This window comes from Agromyces tropicus (assembly GCF_039531345.1).
Taxonomy (GTDB): domain Bacteria; phylum Actinomycetota; class Actinomycetes; order Actinomycetales; family Microbacteriaceae; genus Agromyces; species Agromyces tropicus.
Genome location: NZ_BAAAPW010000005.1, coordinates 297116 through 311698, shown reverse-complemented (window position 1 = coordinate 311698; position 14583 = coordinate 297116). Strand labels below are relative to the sequence as shown.

General features: G+C 72.0%; 16 protein-coding genes. 9 read left to right on the top strand and 7 right to left on the bottom strand.

Annotated elements, in window-relative coordinates:
* Positions 1-11 precede the first annotated feature (11 nt).
* The 3 genes from ABD230_RS15740 to ABD230_RS15730 all read left to right on the top strand — a co-directional run bounded on the left by ABD230_RS15740 (position 12) and on the right by ABD230_RS15730 (position 3650).
* On the top strand, positions 12-1334 hold the full coding sequence (locus ABD230_RS15740) for an extracellular solute-binding protein (protein ID WP_344376515.1): 1323 nt from the start codon (positions 12-14) through the stop codon (positions 1332-1334).
* 73 nt (positions 1335-1407) lie between these two features.
* Positions 1408-2679, top strand: coding sequence for a sulfatase family protein (locus ABD230_RS15735; protein ID WP_344376510.1), 1272 nt, complete (start codon positions 1408-1410; stop codon positions 2677-2679).
* Positions 2680-2705: 26 nt separating this feature from the next.
* The gene (locus tag ABD230_RS15730; RefSeq protein ID WP_344376508.1) at positions 2706-3650 is read left to right on the top strand and encodes a LysR family transcriptional regulator; all 945 of its coding nucleotides are present in this window, start codon (positions 2706-2708) and stop codon (positions 3648-3650) included.
* Between the two features lie 184 nt (positions 3651-3834).
* On the opposite strand, the gene ABD230_RS15725 is transcribed toward ABD230_RS15730, so the two are convergent.
* Entirely contained in the window at positions 3835-5262 is a 1428-nt protein-coding gene (locus ABD230_RS15725) for an APC family permease (RefSeq protein ID WP_344376507.1), read from the bottom strand.
* A 166-nt stretch (positions 5263-5428) separates the two neighbouring features.
* Here ABD230_RS15725 and ABD230_RS15720 point away from each other — a divergent pair, with 166 nt between their 5' ends.
* Complete coding sequence (locus ABD230_RS15720; RefSeq protein WP_344376504.1) at positions 5429-6175, top strand: formylglycine-generating enzyme family protein; 747 nt, start codon at positions 5429-5431, stop codon at positions 6173-6175.
* 28 nt (positions 6176-6203) lie between these two features.
* Here the strand turns inward: ABD230_RS15720 and ABD230_RS15715 are convergent, their stop codons facing one another.
* Together ABD230_RS15715 and ABD230_RS15710 are read right to left on the bottom strand one after the other, a co-directional pair.
* Positions 6204-6374 carry a hypothetical protein gene (locus tag ABD230_RS15715; protein ID WP_344376499.1) on the bottom strand — a complete coding sequence of 57 codons (171 nt, stop codon included), beginning with the start codon at positions 6372-6374 and terminating at the stop codon, positions 6204-6206.
* Positions 6375-6449: 75 nt separating this feature from the next.
* Complete coding sequence (locus ABD230_RS15710) at positions 6450-7430, bottom strand: oxidoreductase (RefSeq protein WP_344376497.1); 981 nt, start codon at positions 7428-7430, stop codon at positions 6450-6452.
* A 47-nt stretch (positions 7431-7477) separates the two neighbouring features.
* Here ABD230_RS15710 and ABD230_RS15705 point away from each other — a divergent pair, with 47 nt between their 5' ends.
* Complete coding sequence (locus tag ABD230_RS15705) at positions 7478-7927, top strand: MerR family transcriptional regulator (RefSeq protein WP_344376494.1); 450 nt, start codon at positions 7478-7480, stop codon at positions 7925-7927.
* Between the two features lie 60 nt (positions 7928-7987).
* Here the strand turns inward: ABD230_RS15705 and ABD230_RS15700 are convergent, their stop codons facing one another.
* Positions 7988-8431 carry a hypothetical protein gene (locus ABD230_RS15700; RefSeq protein WP_344376490.1) on the bottom strand — a complete coding sequence of 148 codons (444 nt, stop codon included), beginning with the start codon at positions 8429-8431 and terminating at the stop codon, positions 7988-7990.
* A gap of 222 nt (positions 8432-8653) precedes the next feature.
* Between ABD230_RS15700 and ABD230_RS15695 the strand changes: the two genes are divergently transcribed.
* From ABD230_RS15695 to ABD230_RS15680, 4 genes are all read left to right on the top strand, one after another.
* On the top strand, positions 8654-9406 hold the full coding sequence (locus ABD230_RS15695) for an ABC transporter ATP-binding protein (protein WP_344376487.1): 753 nt from the start codon (positions 8654-8656) through the stop codon (positions 9404-9406).
* Positions 9403-10704, top strand: coding sequence for an ABC transporter permease (locus ABD230_RS15690; protein WP_344376484.1), 1302 nt, complete (start codon positions 9403-9405; stop codon positions 10702-10704). The genes ABD230_RS15695 and ABD230_RS15690 overlap by 4 nt, the downstream gene beginning before the upstream one ends.
* 85 nt (positions 10705-10789) lie before the next feature.
* Entirely contained in the window at positions 10790-12043 is a 1254-nt protein-coding gene (locus tag ABD230_RS15685) for a sensor histidine kinase (protein ID WP_344376483.1), read from the top strand.
* Positions 12040-12726 (top strand): response regulator transcription factor, encoded by a 687-nt coding sequence (locus ABD230_RS15680; RefSeq protein WP_344376481.1) that lies wholly within the window; start codon positions 12040-12042, stop codon positions 12724-12726. The genes ABD230_RS15685 and ABD230_RS15680 overlap by 4 nt, the downstream gene beginning before the upstream one ends.
* 33 nt (positions 12727-12759) lie before the next feature.
* Here ABD230_RS15680 and ABD230_RS15675 read toward each other — a convergent pair whose 3' ends face one another.
* Genes ABD230_RS15675 through ABD230_RS15665 form a run of 3 tightly spaced genes read right to left on the bottom strand, consistent with a single transcriptional unit; the run spans position 12760 to position 14540 of the window.
* Positions 12760-13041: a hypothetical protein gene (locus ABD230_RS15675; RefSeq protein WP_344376478.1), complete on the bottom strand. Its 282-nt coding sequence runs from the start codon at positions 13039-13041 to the stop codon at positions 12760-12762.
* Positions 13042-13101: 60 nt separating this feature from the next.
* Positions 13102-14037, bottom strand: coding sequence for an SPFH domain-containing protein (locus ABD230_RS15670; RefSeq protein WP_344376476.1), 936 nt, complete (start codon positions 14035-14037; stop codon positions 13102-13104).
* A complete protein-coding gene (locus ABD230_RS15665; RefSeq protein WP_344376473.1) occupies positions 14034-14540 on the bottom strand; it encodes an NfeD family protein in 507 nt (168 codons plus the stop codon). Before ABD230_RS15665 ends, ABD230_RS15670 begins: the two co-directional genes overlap by 4 nt.
* Positions 14541-14583 lie beyond the last annotated feature (43 nt).

Here is a 14583-nt window from a genome sequence, read left to right as displayed (position 1 = left end):
TGGAGCACACGATGAAGAAGTCCCAGCTCACCATCGCCGTCGGCGGCCTCGCCGCCGCAGCCCTCGCACTCAGCGGATGCTCGGGCGCCGCCGCGGGCGGTGCACTCGGATCCGGCGACCGGCTCGTCGTGATCACGAGTCAGGCGCCCTGGAACCCCGCCTACGACGCCGTCGTCGCGGCCTACGAGGAGGCCACCGGCGTGGACGTGGAACTCCGGCCGTTCCCGAACCCCGAGGTCAAGACCCAGATCCTCAACGACGCGCAGAACGGCAGCCACGCCTTCGACGTCTACCAGGTCAACGAGGTCGACCTGGCCCAGCTCAACGACGCGGGCATCCTCATGCCGTTCACGGACGCAGACCCCGACTTCGAGCTCGATCCCGAGATCTTCACGTACGACGACGTGACGAACTGGGACGCCGACGCCCGCGCGTTCGGACCCGGCGGCGAGGTCACGAGCGTGCCGCTCATGGGCAACCTCCAGATCATGATGTACCGCACCGACGTCTTCGACGACCTCGGCCTCGAGCCGGCCACGACCTGGGACGGCGTCGTGGAGAATGCGCAGGCGGTCGTCGATTCCGGCGAGGCGCGATACGGATACGTCCAGCGGTACCAGGGCGTCCCGGGCGCCCCCGGCGTGACGTACGACTTCGCCGGCATCCTCTACGGACTCGGCGGGAGCTTCTTCGTCGAGCCGGGCGTCGACTGGACGCCTGCCTTCGACTCACCCGAAGCCATCCGCGCCGCGGAGGTGTTCCACGAACTCGCCCAGCTCGGACCGGCCGACCCCAAGGCCGTCGGCCAGGCGGAAGCGATCGCGGCGATGCAGGGCGGCGACGCCGCGCAGCTCGACGTCGTCGCCGCGGCCGCGAGCAGCATGAACGACGAGGCCAGCTCGAACGTCGCCGGCGTGGTCGGCTTCGCACCCCTGCCCGGCGGCGTCTCGGCGACGGGCCTCTGGAACCTCGGCCTCCCCGCCGACCTCCCCGAGGATCGCCGGGAGCTCGCGCTCGGCTTCATCGAGTGGGTCACCTCCGAGGAGGGCATGGAGGTGTTCGCGGAGAACGGCGGCATCCCGACGCGCGCCGACGCCTACGACGCCCCCGGTCTCAGCCCCGAGGCGAGCACCTACCTCGACGTGGTCGCGGAGTCCGCGCCCACGGCGGTCGGCCCGTTCCGGTTCACCTTCGGCTCCGACTTCCTCACCGCCACCGAGACGGTGCTGCCCGAGATCGCCGCCGGCGACCTCGGCGCCGAGGAGGGCATGAAGCGCCTGCAGGAGGAGCTCACGCAGGTGGTCGCCGACGCCGGCTACCCGATGGGCGGATGACGACCGCGAGCACCTGCGAACCGACCCCGAGCGACCACCCGACGGACCGCCTCCCATGACCGGAAGAACCCCCATGCCGACACGACCGGACATCTTCATCATCCACGGCCACGACCTGGGCGACTGGCTCTCCTGCTATTCGATGGCCTCGATCCCCAGCCCGAACCTGCACGCCCTCGCCGAGCGGAGCGTGGTCTTCGACGCCGCGTTCGCTGCCGCGCCGCTGTGCACGCCCGCCCGTTCGGCCCTGTTCACGGGCCTGCTGCCGCACCAGAACGGGCTGATGGGCCTGACACACGACGGATGGCGGTACGCGCCGGGCGTGCGGACGCTGCCGGAGCACCTCCGGCCGCTCGGCTACCGCAGCGTCCTGATCGGACTCCAGCACGAGGACTTCGACGCCCGGGCGCTCGGCTACGACGAGGTCCACGGCCTCGGCTTCCTCCCGCGCGCGATGGAGGTCGCGCGCCGCGTCGAATGGTGGTGCGACCAGCCACGGGACGACGCGCCGACGCTCGTGACGATCGGCATGTGGGAGGTGCACCGTCCGTGGCCGAGGGAGGACTACCGCCGCGCCGAGCCGGCCGACGTCGACGTGCCGCCGTACCTCCCCGACAACGCGGCCACCCGTGACGACATCGCCGACTTCCACGGCGCGATCCGGCAGATGGACGAGGCGGTCGGAATGATCCTCGACGCCATCGACGGGTCCGACCGGGGCCGGGAGGCGATGATCATCTTCACGACCGACCACGGGGTCGCCTTCCCGCGGGCGAAGAGCACCCTGTACGACTCGGGCGTGAAGGTCGCCTTCATCGTGCGCCCGCCCGCGCATCTCGACGTGTCGCCGGGGCGGCGCAGCGACCTGGTCAGCCACCTCGACATCGTGCCGACCCTCATCGAGCTGGCCGGAGGGACCCCATCCGCCCCGCTCGAGGGGAGGAGCTTCCTGCCCCTGCTCGCCCACGGCGACACGGGCGCGGATCGGCGGCTCGTGCTCGAGAAGAGCTTCCACGATCGCTACGACCCGATCCGCGCCGTCCGGACCCGCTCGGCGAAGTACATCCGGAACTTCCAGGACGACGTCCGGCTGCCGCTCCCGATCGACCTCGAGGAGAGTTCCACGCGGTCGGGCATGGGCGACTGGCCGAACGAGCCGCGACCGCCCGAGGAGCTCTACGACCTCGATCGCGACCCGTGGGAACTGGAGAACCTCGCCGCCGACGTCGAGTACGACGTGCTGCGGGAGGACCTGGCGCGCGCCCTCGACGCGGACATGCGGCGCACCGAGGACCCGCTCGTCCGCGGCGCGATCCCGTCGCCGGACGTGCCCTCGCGGGCGTGAGCGGCGTGCGGGACTAGGTTGGCGTCATGGAGCTGTCCTGGGCGCGGTCGTTCGTCGCCGTCCACGAGCTCGGCGGCTTCGGCGTCGCGGCGAGGAGCCTGCATCGCTCGCAGTCGCGGGTGAGCGAGCACGTCGCCTCCCTCGAGACGATGCTCGGCGAGCAGCTCTTCTTCCGCGACGTCCATCCACCGGCGCTCACGCCGGCAGGGGAGGCCTTCCTCCCGCATGCGCGAGCGGCGATCGCGGAGTGGCAGGCCGCGCTCGCCGCCGTCGCGGCCAGGCAGGGCGAGGTGCGCGGCGAGGTCAGCGTCGGGAGCGTCCCCAGCGTGAGCGCCGTCTTCATCGCACCGCTGATCGCGAAGTTCCGCGCCGAGCACCCGGAGGTCGCGTTCGAGGTGCACGAGGGGCCGAACAGCTGGCTGGCCGAGGCGCTCGCGCACCGGACGATCGAGATCAGCATCAGCCCGATCGTGGAGGAGCGGCGCGCGGGCATCGGGCGGCGGGCGTTGCTCACCGACCCGTTCCGCGTCGTCGTGCCGAAGGACCATCCCCTTGCGGGTCGCGAGGTGATCGAGGCGACCGACCTCGCGGGACACCCGGTCATCACCACCGGCGAGGCGGGGCTCGACGCACGGATCGGCGGCGAATTCCGCCGCATGCTGGACGGGACCGAGATCGACGTCGAGCGGAGCCTCGCGGTGACGCAGCCGACCTCCGTCTTCGCGCTCGTCCGCGAGGGGCTCGGGATCGGGATCCTCGGCTCGCTCGCCGTGCGCATCGTGCACGACGACGACACCGTCGTGCGCCCGCTCGAGGCGCCGCATGCCTCGCGGCGCATCGCCGTGCACTGGGCGCTCACCCGCCGGTTGTCGCCGGCGACGCTCACGTTCCTGGACGCGCTCGACGAGCTCGTGGCGGGCGACATCGTGGACGGCTCGCTGCTCCCGGCTGAGCAGAACGGCACCAGCTGAGGCGTCGCAGCCTGGTGCTGAGCCGCGGCCCGTCGGCGCCGCCACGCAGGGCCTCCTGAAAAGCGCGCAGGGCCTCCTGAGAACAAGGACGGAAACGCCGTGGATTCGCGTCCTCCGTTTCAGGAGCACGACGAAGCGCCGCCCGGACCGAGATCGGTCCGGGCGACGCCTCGGTGGGACGGGGCTACTCGCCGGCGTGCAGGCGCTCCCGGTCGTCCTCGAGCAGCGCGTCCTCGCCCTCGGTGCCCTCGGCGATGACCCGGTCCTCCTGCACCGACATGCGGAGCCGACGACGGAACGCCCGGGTCATCACGAGCAGTGCGACGAAGCCGACGGCGAGCCAGATCAGGCCGTAGGTCATCGCGTCGGCGCTCACGTTGAGCCAGAGCACCACCGTCAGCACGACGCCGATCGCCGGGAGCACGATGTTGCGGAGGACCTGCCGACCGGTCTTCACCTCGCGACGGCGGACGGCGAAGTGGAGGATGACCGCGAGGTTGACGACCGTGAATGCGATCAGCGCGCCGAAGTTGATCATCGAGAAGATGAAGTCGAGGTCGGCGATGGCCGCGCCGAGCGACACGACGCCGACGAGCACGACCGCGACGGCCGGGGTGCGGAACCTCGGGTGCACGTACGACAGGCGCCGCGCGAGCGGGCCGTCGCCGTTGCGGCCCATGACGTAGATCATCCGCGAGACGCTGGCGTGCGACGAGAGGCTCGACGCCGCCGCCGCGGCGATGGCCGCCGACACGAAGAAGATCTGGAAGAGCATGCCGCCGACCGAGTACGCGATCTCGGGCAGTGCGGTGCCCTCGGTGAAGCCCTCGGTGACCGGGAACAGCGACTGGGCGAACCATCCGGCGGTGAAGAAGATGACGCCGCCGATGAGGAGCGACAGCACGATCGCCTTCGGCACGGTGTTCGCGTCCTTCGCCTCCTCGGTGTACATCGTGATCGCATCGAACCCGATGAAGGAGAAGCAGACGATCGTCGCGGCGCTGATGACCGTCGCGATCTGCACGTTGGCGTGGTACAGCGGCTCGATGCTGAACGCGGTGCCGTTGCCCGCGCCCTGCTGCAGCGCGCCGAACGCGAGGAGCACGAAGATCGCCATGAGCACGACCTGGAACACGACGAGTGTGCCGTTCACGCGCGACGTCGACGAGATGCTCCACAGGTTGAGCATCGTGATGAGGGCGACGTAGCCGACCACCCAGATCCATCCGGGCACGTCGGGGAAGAAGGACTCGAGGTACTGGCGCACGAGGAGCGCGTTCACGAGGGGCAGCAGCAGGTAGTCGAGGAGCGCCGTCCATCCGACGAGGAAGCCGGCGTTCGGGTGGATCGTCTCGGACGCGTACGTGTACGCGGAACCGGCCGACGGGTAGACGCGCGTCATGCGGCCGTAGCTGATCGCGGTGAACAGCATCACCACGAGGGCGAACGTGTAGGCGAGCGGCACGACGCCGCCGCTCTCGTCCGACACGTAGCCGAACGTGTCGAACACGGTCATCGGCGTCATGTAGCCGAGGCCGAGGCCGACGATGGCCCAGAGGCCGAGCGAGCGCCGCAGCTTCGTCCGGGGGGCCGTGATGGGGGAGGTGGTCATGGTGGTTCCTGTCGTCGCCATTGATCGAGCGGGGGTGACCCTACGCGAGCGGCGGTCGCGCGGGAGTCGCCACGATGGCGACGACGGATGGCGCCGCTCGACGCGCCGTCCATCGTCGCGGCCGCACGGAGGGTCGGGGCGTGGCGGCGCGTGAGAGACTTCCGCGATGACCGCTGATCTCGAGCTCGCCCGGATCGATGGCGGCACGGTCCGGCTCCACGATGCGCGCCGCGGGATCCGCTGGAGCGTGGACCTCGAGCCGTTCGAGATCGGCGTGTACCCGGTGACGCAGGAGCAACTGGCAGAGCTGCTGGGGGAGACCGCGACGCACCCCCGACGCCCCGCGACCGAGGTGAGCTGGCTGCGCGCCATCCGCTTCTGCAACGCCGCCTCCGAGTGGGAGGGCCTCGATTCGGCGTACTCGTTCGACGGCGAGCAGGTGGCCTGGCACGTCGACGCCGACGGGTACCGGCTGCCGACCGAGGCCGAATGGGAGTTCGCCTGCCGGGCGGGTTCGCACGGCCCCCACTACGGTCCGCTTCCCGAGGTCGCGTGGACGAGCGCCGACGGGGTTCGCACCCCGCAGGAGGTCGGCGCGAAGCTGCCGAACCTGAATGGCCTCTTCGACACGCTCGGCAACGTCTGGGAGTGGTGCTGGGACCTCCTCGACCCCGCCCGCTACGACGAGTACCGGGTGTTCCGCGGCGGCGGCTTCGCCGACGACGCCTGGAGCGTCCGGGCGTCGGTCCGGCGCGGCGGCGCCCCGCGCATGCACCATGAGGACGTCGGCTTCCGGGTCGCCCGCGACGGGTTCGATGCGACGGATGCCGCGCAGGGCTGGTCGGCGCAGGCCGACCTGGAGCGTGCGGCGATCGACGGGCCGCTCCCGCCGGGGTGGACGCCCCGGCGGTGAGCCGGCGGCCGGGCGCGGCCGCGGCGGCCTACGGCAACTGCATCGCGGTGTCGCCGAGGACGACGGCGGCGACCGCGAGGATCGCGCCGGCGGCGACGACGAGTCCTGCCATGACGAGCAGCAGCGCCGTGCCGAACAGCGTGGCCTTCGATTCGCCCAGGGGTCGTCGGGGATTCGGCTTCGAGGGAGTGGAGGTCATCGCTGATCCTTCGGCTCGACGGTGCGGTGCTCGGTCGTTCCGATCATCGCAGACGGCTCGCCGGACGGCGTGCCGCTACGCCAGCGGATCCAGCCCCGTCGCCTCGACCGAGACCTCCCACAGGCGCTCGGCCGAGGGCACATCGATGGCCCACTCCTTGACGCCGCCCGTGCGCAGGTCCGCGTGGTCCGGCGGCACGACGCCCTTCAGCGAGCAGTCCTCGCAGTAGACGCCGCCGCGGGTGATCAGCTCGGGCGCGGTCGCGGCCCAGAGACCCGTCGACGCGCCCTCGGCGGGCGTCTTGAAGAGCGGGTTCGGGTTGCCCTCCTCGTCGATCCACTGCCGGGCCAGCAGTTCCTCGCGCGGCATGTGGCGCTGCAGGTCGGTCATGATGCCGCCCGGGTGGGCCGAGTAGGCGTGGATGCCGCGGGCACCGCCGCGCGCGTCGAGCCCGACGGCGAAGAGGGCGTTCGCCGTCTTGGACTGGCCGTACGCGATCCAGGGGTCGTACGGCGTCGTCTCGAAGTCGAGGTCGTCGAACCGCACGGGCGACCGGTAGTGGGCCGTCGACGAGTACGAGACGACGCGCGCACCGTCCACGAGCAGGTCGGCGACCCCGCCGACGAGCGCGAAGTGGCCGAGGTGGTTGGTGCCGAACTGCCACTCCCAGCCCTGCGGCGTCCGCTGGTGCGGCGACGCCATGACGCCAGCGACGTTGATCACGAGGTCGATCGGCGTGCCGTCCTCGCGCACGGACGCGGTGAGGGCGGCGACGGAGTCGAGGTCGCCCAGGTCCATCGGCCGGACCTCGACGCCGAGGACGTCCGCGAGCGCGGCGGATGCGGCATCCGTGCGCCGCGCCGGCACGAGCACCGACACGCCGGCGTCGGCCAGCGCCTTCACGGTCTCGAGGCCGAGACCCGAGTACCCGCCGGTGACGATGGCGCGCTTGCCGGCGAGGTCGTGCCCGGCGATGACCTCGGCCGCGCTCGTCCGGTATCCGAACGCGGTTTCGAGCGGTTGCTGGCGGGCGATCATGTCCTGCGTGGTGACCATGCTCCCGACGGTACGATCTCGAGTGCGCTCGAAGTCAAGGAGACATCATGGCCATCGAGCAGTCCGCGCCGGCACCCGTCTACCGCATCGGCGAACTGGCCGCCCTCACGGGCATGAGCGTCCACACGCTCCGCTGGTACGAGGCTCGGGGACTCTTCCCCGCCGACATCCCTCGGACCTCGACCGGACGTCGCGTCTACGGCGAACAGGCGATCGGGTGGCTCCGCCTCCTCGCCCGGCTGCGCGACTCGGGCATGCCGGTCTCCGAGATCTCCAAGTACGCCGAGCTCGTGCGCGCCGGCGACGGCAACGAGCACGAGCGCGTCGAGCTCATGGAGGCGCACGCGCGCTCCCTCGACGAGCAGATCGATCGGCTCCTGGCCTCTCGCGAGGTCATCCGCACCAAGATCCGTGCATACCGGCACCTGCTGGCCGAGCGCGGCATCGACGTGCCCGGCGCGGAGGCCGGTGCCGGCGTCGGCGACGGACGCGACTGACGCCGGTTCCCTGCGCGGTCCGACCCGCCGTGCCGCGTGGGATCACGAGACGCAGCCGGTTCAGTCCGCGATCGGTTCCCAGACCAGTTCCGCGACGTCGAGCACGAGCGTCGTGGCGGAGTCCGGTCCGTCCGGTGCCGTGCGCACCTCGCCCACGCACACGCACACGACGTCGTTCAGCCGGCGCAGTCGCTCGTCGTCGCTCAGGTGCAGGACCGTGCCCACGACCTGCCGTCGACCGATGGGATGAGCCCGGCCGTACCCGTGGCACTCGAACATGACGCTCGCCCCGTCGTCCGTCTCGATCACGCCCCGCATCTCGGGCTGGAACGGACCCTCCATCGTCCGGCGCAGCGGGGCGTTCGAACCGCGGAACCGCCCGGTGACGGCCCCCTCCGCCGTCCCCTCGGCGAGGAAGAAGTACTGCAGCCATCCGCCCTCGAGCTCGACCCCCCATTCCTCGGGGTAGGTGAAGCGAAGTCGGTACAGCGGTTCCAGTCGCATTCCGTCCGCCCTTCCGCGCGGCTCGCGAGGGCCGGGTCCGTTCCGCCGGCCGCGCCTGCCATGACCGTACCGGGGAGGATCCCGCTCGGGCCAGCATCCGTCGACGTACTGCGATCGCAGTACGCGAAGATCGGGCGAGCGGAGGATTCGCCGACGGCGCGAAGCGCGTTGACTCGAGGCACGGTCGCCACCACCGGCGGCCGACCCGCCGAGAGGAGCCCGATGCCCACCCCCGTCCTCCGCGCCGTCGACCTGCACCGGTCGTACGGTCGCGGCCCGACCCGTTTCGACGCCCTCAAGGGGGTGGACGTCGAGGTGCACGCCGGCGAGGCGCTCGCGATCGTCGGCAAGTCCGGCTCCGGCAAGTCGACGCTCATGCACCTGCTCGCGCTGCTCGACCGGCCGACCTCCGGCCACGTCGACCTCAACGGTGCGGCGGCCGACCGGCTCCGCGGGCGCGAGCTCAACCGGGTCCGCAACCGCACCTTCGGATTCGTGTTCCAGCAGTTCTTCCTCACGCCGAGCGCGACCGTGCTCGAGAACGTCATCCTGCCGCTGAAGATCGCGGGCGTCGGTCGGACCGAGCGCAAGCGGCGCGGCATGGCCGTGCTCGAGCAGCTCGACCTCGCCGACAAGGCGAGGAACAGGGCCCGCGACCTCTCCGGCGGGCAGAAGCAGCGCGTGGTCATCGCGCGCGCCCTCGTCAACGACCCGCAGGTGATCTTCGCCGACGAGCCGACCGGCAACCTCGACACCGCGACGGGTGCCGCGGTCGAGGACCTCCTCTTCGGCCTGAACCGCGAGCGCGGCATCACGCTCGTCGTCGTGACGCACGACGACGACCTGGCCGCGCGCTGCGACCGCCGCATCACCGTGCGCGACGGGCGGATCGAGGCATCCGATCCCGCGGCCGAGGGCCGCACCGGTTCCGACTCCGGCGACGCCGGCCGCACCGCCGAGGAGTTGGCCGCATGAGGGCCGTCGACGTCGTCGGCTCGGCCGTCGCGAACACGTTCCGCTCCAGGACCCGTACCGTCCTCACGGTGCTGGCGATCTTCATCGGCGCCTTCACGCTCACGATCACCACGGGCCTCGGCACCGGCATCAACCGCTACATCGACCAGACCGTCGCCGAGATCGGTGCCGAGGACGTCATGACCGTCGCGCACCAGGTCGAGGAGACGACCGACGACGGCCCGCGCGAGTACGACCCCGATGCCGTCGCGGCCTCCGGGCTCGGGGCCGACGGACCGGTCGGCGGCGCGACCATCGACCCGATCACCGACGACGACCTCGCGACCATCGCGGCGATCGACAGCGTCGAGTCGGTCGAGCCGCTCAAGCAGGTCGCGGTCGACTGGGTCGAGGCCGACGGCGGCACGCGGTACGAGATCTCCGTCGGCTCGTTCATCCCGGGCATGGAGGTCGTGCTCGCCTCCGGCGAGCAGCCCGACGCGGCCGCCGACGACCCGCAGGTCGTCATCCCGGTCGACTTCGTCGAGCCGCTCGGGTTCGACTCGCAGTCGCAGGCGATCGGGAGCGACGTCGTGTTCGGGCTGACGGATGCCACGGGCACCGAGCAGACGGTCACGGCCGAGGTCGTCGGGGTGTCCGAGGCCGGCCTCGTCGGGGCGGGCAGCAGCGCCTCGCCGAACACCGCGCTCACCGACGCGCTCGCCGCGGCGCAGCAGACGGGTTCGACCGGCCAGGCCGCCCTCTCCGGCTCGGCCGTCGTGCGGTTCGATCCGGCAGCCGGGGCCACGGCCACGCAGGACCTGAAGGACGAGCTCGCCGACGCCGGGTTCACGGCCACCACCGTCGAGGACCAGATCGGCGCCTTCAAGGCCGTGATCGACGGCATCGTGCTCGTGCTCAACGCCTTCGCGGTGATCGCCCTGCTGGCCGCCGGGTTCGGCATCGTGAACACGCTGCTCATGTCGGTGCAGGAGCGCACGCGCGAGATCGGCCTCATGAAGGCCATGGGCATGGGCTCCGGCCGCGTCTTCGGGCTGTTCAGCACCGAGGCGACCTTCATCGGCTTCCTCGGCTCGGCCGTCGGCGTGCTCCTCGGCATGGCGGCCGGCACGGCGGTCGGCAACGCCCTGGCGACGACCATGTTCGCCGACCTGCCCGGGCTCACGCTCATCGCGTTCGACCCCGTCTCCGTGGCGTCCATCGTCGTGCTCGTGATGGCGATCGCGTTCCTCGCGGGCACGATCCCTGCCGGTCGGGCGGCCAGGCAGGACCCCATCGAGTCGCTCCGGTACGAGTAGGAGCGGCACGGTGGATGAGCGGGCGGGTCCGGGCATGGGGGTGCCCGGCCCGCCCGCGACGACGCGGATGCGCGAGGATCGAGGCATGACCGACCGCATCCCCGAGCCGCCCGGGCCGCACCGGGTCCTGCCCGGATGGCTGCGGGACGTCATCGTCGTGGTCGTCGCGATCGCGGCCGCGTGCGCGCCCTACCGCGGTCCGTCGCCGGAGTTCCTGGCCGTCGAGGCGCCCGGGGCGTTCGTCCTGGCGCTCGCGCAGGCGCCGATCCTGCTGCTCCGGCGCCGGTTCCCGCTCGTCGCCTACCTGCTCGTCTGGGGGTTGATGGCCGCCGGCACCCTCGTCGTCGGCAGCGCGCTCCCGTTCGTCGTGCCCGCCGCCATCGCGGCGTTCTCACTCGCGAACCGGGCACGGCGTCGCACGGTGCTCGTCACGGTGCTCGGGTCGATCGTCGCGCTCATCGGCGTCGAGCTCGTCGCCGGTGCCGGCGCCGGATTCGACCCGCGGCTCATCCCGGTCCCGGCGCTCATCGCCTTCGCCGCCGCGGCGGGGGATGCCTCGCGCTCGCGCCGCGCGTACGTCGCCGCGCTGGCCGAGCGCGCGGAGCGGGCCGAGGCGACCCGCGAGTCGGAGGCGCGGCGCCGGGTGGCCGAGGAGCGGCTGCGCATCGCGCGCGACCTGCACGACGCGGTCGCCCACCAGATGGCCGTCATCAACCTGCAGTCCGCCGTCGCGGAGCGCGCCGTCGCCGAGGGCCGTGAGGCGGACCTGCCGCGCGCACGGGAGTCGATGGCGGCCGCGGCCCGGGCCGCGCGCGAGGTGCTCGGCGAGATCGGCGACCTGCTCTCCACGCTGCGGACCGAATCGGACGGCGACGCGCCGTCGGTCCCGCCCGCAGGACTGGCGGACCTCGATCGACTCGTCGCCGACGTCGCACTCGGCGGGCTCCGGGTCACCGTGCGCCGCGAGGTCGCCGCCGACGCCGGTGAGGTCCCGCCCGCCGTCGACCGCGCCGCGTACCTGGTGCTGCGCGAGGCGCTGACGAACGCGAGCAAGCACGGTGACGACGGGCGGGCGCACGTGCTCCTCGAGCACGGTCCCGACCGGCTCGCGATCACCGTGTCCAACGCGGCGCGGCCGGGTGCGCCCGCCGACGTCGACGTGGCCGGCGGCCCGGGCGGGCACGGGCTGCTCGGACTCGGCGAGCGGGTGGCCGCGGTCCGCGGCACGCTGCGGACCGGCGCGGAGGCCGGGGTCCACCGGCTTCGCGCCGAGTTCCCCGTCGGGCCCCGAATGACGCCCGAGCCGACGGATGACGCGAAGCCGGAGCTCCGCCCATGACGACCCGGGTCCTCGTGGTCGACGACCAGCCCCTGATCCGGCAGGCGGTCGGCGCGCTCCTCGGCGCGGAGCCGACGCTCGACGTGGTCGGCGAAGCGGCCGACGGCGACGAGGCGCTCGCCCTCGTGCGCGAGCTGCGCCCCGACGTGGTGCTCATGGACATCCGGATGCCGGGGCTCGACGGCATCGAGGCGACGCGCCGCATCGGCGTGGACCCCGAGCTCGCGGAGGTCCGAGTGCTGATCCTGACGACGTTCGAGGAGGACGAGAACGTCGTGCGCGCCCTGCACGCCGGCGCCTCGGGCTTCATCGGCAAGGGGACCGACCCCGACGCGCTCGTCGAGGCGGTGCGGACGGTGCATGCGGGGGAGTCGCTGCTGTCGCCATCCGCCACCCGCGTGCTCATCGAGCGGTACGTCCGGTCGGGGCCGATGCCGGCACCGTCGGCCGACTCCGCGCTCGGGGCCGCGCTGGCGACCCTGACCGACCGAGAGCGCGAGGTGCTCGTGCTCGTCGCCGGCGGCCTCTCGAACGACGATCTCGCCGAGCGCCTCGTCATCTCGCGGCACACCGCCAAGACGCACGTGAACCGGGTGATGGCCAAGCTCGGCGCGCACGACCGCGCGCAACTCGTCATCGCCGCCTACGAGGCGGGACTGGTGCGGCCCGGCGGCTCGGCGTGAACGCACCGCGCCCGTGAGGTGGGGCGCGGGCCGTCAGCTCGCGCGGAGCCCGGTGATGCGGATGACGGTCTCGGGCAGCCCGTCGTCGGTCGTCTCGGCGTCGCTCGTCATGCTCGTGCCGGACACGTCGTAGTGGCGGGCGAGCCGGTTCCGGATGGCCGCCTCGTCGCCCTCGGGGCCGATGTCCCTCGGGTGGACGACGAGCACGTCGACGACCTTCCCGGTGTCGTCGCTCACCTGGACGGACCAGCCGGAGCCCTGTGCGGTGTCACTCAGATGCGGCCGCGCGAGGCCGCTCAGCGTTGCTTCCCCCATGAGGCGATGCTACGTGCGGGGCGCCGTGCGCGACAGGCCCGTGCATGGCTCGGTCGTGGCTCAGCGCGACGTGTCGCCGCCGGCGTCCGTTCGACCGTCGCCCTTCGGCGTGAACGCCGAGCCGATGCCCTTGAGCGCCTCGGTGAGCTCGCTCGGCACGATCCAGAGCTTGTTCGACGCGCCCTCGGCCAGCTGCGGGAGCACCTGCAGGTACTGGTAGCCGAGCAGCTTCGGGTCGGGGTCGCCCCTGTGGATGGCGTCGAAGACGGTCAGGATCGCCTCGGCCTCGCCCTGGGCGCGCAGCACGGCCGCCTTCGCGTCGCCCTCGGCCTGCAGGATCGCCGCCTGCCGCTGCCCCTCGGCGGTCAGGATCGCGGACTGCTTGGTGCCCTCGGCGGTCAGGATCGCGGCGCGGCGGTCGCGCTCGGCGCGCATCTGCTTCTCCATCGAGTCCTGGATCGTGTGCGGCGGGTCGATGGCCTTCAATTCCACGCGGGAGACGCGGATGCCCCACTTGCCGGTGGCCTCGTCGAGCACGATGCGCAGCTGGCTGTTGATGTTGTCGCGGCTGGTCAGCGTCTCTTCGAGGTTCAGTCCGCCGACGACGTTGCGGAGCGTGGTGGTGGTGAGCTGCTCGACGGCGCCGAGGTAGTTGTTGATCTCGTACGTGGCGGCGCGGGCGTCGGTGACCTGGAAGTAGACGACGGTGTCGATCGAGACGACCAGGTTGTCCTCGGTGATCACCGGCTGCGGCGGGAACGAGACGACCTGTTCGCGCATGTCGACCAGCGGCTTCACGCGGTCGATGAAGGGCACGAGGATGTTCAGGCCGGGCGTGAGCGTCTTGTGGTAGCGGCCGAGCCGCTCGACGATGCCCGCGTAGGCCTGCGGGATGATTCGGATCGCCCGGATGAGCACCACCAGGACGAAGATCCCGATGACGACCAGCAGGACGATGATGAAGATCTGGCCGATGAACCCGTCGATGCTGATCATGCGCGTCGCTCCTCGTCGGATGGGCCGGACGTCTCCGGCGGGGTGGTGGTCGGCGGCCCGACGACGACGGTCGCGCCGTCGACCCTGACGACGCGGACGGACTCGCCGGTGTCGAGGACGGCATCGCCCGAGCCGGGCTCGAGCCGCGCCGTCCACGTCTCGCCGTTGGCGAGCTTCACGAGGCCGCCGCCGGCCCCGACGGGTGCGGCCACCCTGCCGGTCATGCCGTCGAGCGCGGCGATGTTGCTCGGCGTCAGGTCGGCCCCGCGCCGCATCGTGCGCAGCATCAGCGGGCGGATCGTGAGCAGGAGCAGGACCGAGACGACGGCGGCCGTGAGGAACTGCGCCCACCAGGGCCAGCCGAGCAGCTCGGTGCCGAGGCCGGCGACGGCCCCGAAGGCCAGCATGAGGAACGTGAACTCGAGCGTGAGCAGCTCGATGATCACGAACACGAAGATCATGATGAGCCACACGACCCAGACGTACTGGGTGAGGTCCACCATCGGAATCGCCCCCTGCCTCGAACCTAGCACCGGCGGAGGTGCC

What these genes read in the sequence shown, in the direction of transcription:
- ABD230_RS15715 (WP_344376499.1), bottom strand. Translation starts at nt 6,374, where the DNA reads ATGACCTCCACTCCCTCGAAGCCGAATCCCCGACGACCCCTGGGCGAA.
- ABD230_RS15685 (WP_344376483.1), top strand. Translation starts at nt 10,790, where the DNA reads ATGACCGACCGCATCCCCGAGCCGCCCGGGCCGCACCGGGTCCTGCCC.
- ABD230_RS15740 (WP_344376515.1), top strand. Translation starts at nt 12, where the DNA reads ATGAAGAAGTCCCAGCTCACCATCGCCGTCGGCGGCCTCGCCGCCGCA.
- ABD230_RS15675 (WP_344376478.1), bottom strand. Translation starts at nt 13,041, where the DNA reads ATGGGGGAAGCAACGCTGAGCGGCCTCGCGCGGCCGCATCTGAGTGAC.
- ABD230_RS15705 (WP_344376494.1), top strand. Translation starts at nt 7,478, where the DNA reads ATGGCCATCGAGCAGTCCGCGCCGGCACCCGTCTACCGCATCGGCGAA.
- ABD230_RS15695 (WP_344376487.1), top strand. Translation starts at nt 8,654, where the DNA reads ATGCCCACCCCCGTCCTCCGCGCCGTCGACCTGCACCGGTCGTACGGT.
- ABD230_RS15735 (WP_344376510.1), top strand. Translation starts at nt 1,408, where the DNA reads ATGCCGACACGACCGGACATCTTCATCATCCACGGCCACGACCTGGGC.
- ABD230_RS15665 (WP_344376473.1), bottom strand. Translation starts at nt 14,540, where the DNA reads ATGGTGGACCTCACCCAGTACGTCTGGGTCGTGTGGCTCATCATGATC.
- ABD230_RS15670 (WP_344376476.1), bottom strand. Translation starts at nt 14,037, where the DNA reads ATGATCAGCATCGACGGGTTCATCGGCCAGATCTTCATCATCGTCCTG.
- ABD230_RS15700 (WP_344376490.1), bottom strand. Translation starts at nt 8,431, where the DNA reads ATGCGACTGGAACCGCTGTACCGACTTCGCTTCACCTACCCCGAGGAA.
- ABD230_RS15730 (WP_344376508.1), top strand. Translation starts at nt 2,706, where the DNA reads ATGGAGCTGTCCTGGGCGCGGTCGTTCGTCGCCGTCCACGAGCTCGGC.
- ABD230_RS15690 (WP_344376484.1), top strand. Translation starts at nt 9,403, where the DNA reads ATGAGGGCCGTCGACGTCGTCGGCTCGGCCGTCGCGAACACGTTCCGC.
- ABD230_RS15725 (WP_344376507.1), bottom strand. Translation starts at nt 5,262, where the DNA reads ATGACCACCTCCCCCATCACGGCCCCCCGGACGAAGCTGCGGCGCTCG.
- ABD230_RS15710 (WP_344376497.1), bottom strand. Translation starts at nt 7,430, where the DNA reads ATGGTCACCACGCAGGACATGATCGCCCGCCAGCAACCGCTCGAAACC.
- ABD230_RS15680 (WP_344376481.1), top strand. Translation starts at nt 12,040, where the DNA reads ATGACGACCCGGGTCCTCGTGGTCGACGACCAGCCCCTGATCCGGCAG.
- ABD230_RS15720 (WP_344376504.1), top strand. Translation starts at nt 5,429, where the DNA reads ATGACCGCTGATCTCGAGCTCGCCCGGATCGATGGCGGCACGGTCCGG.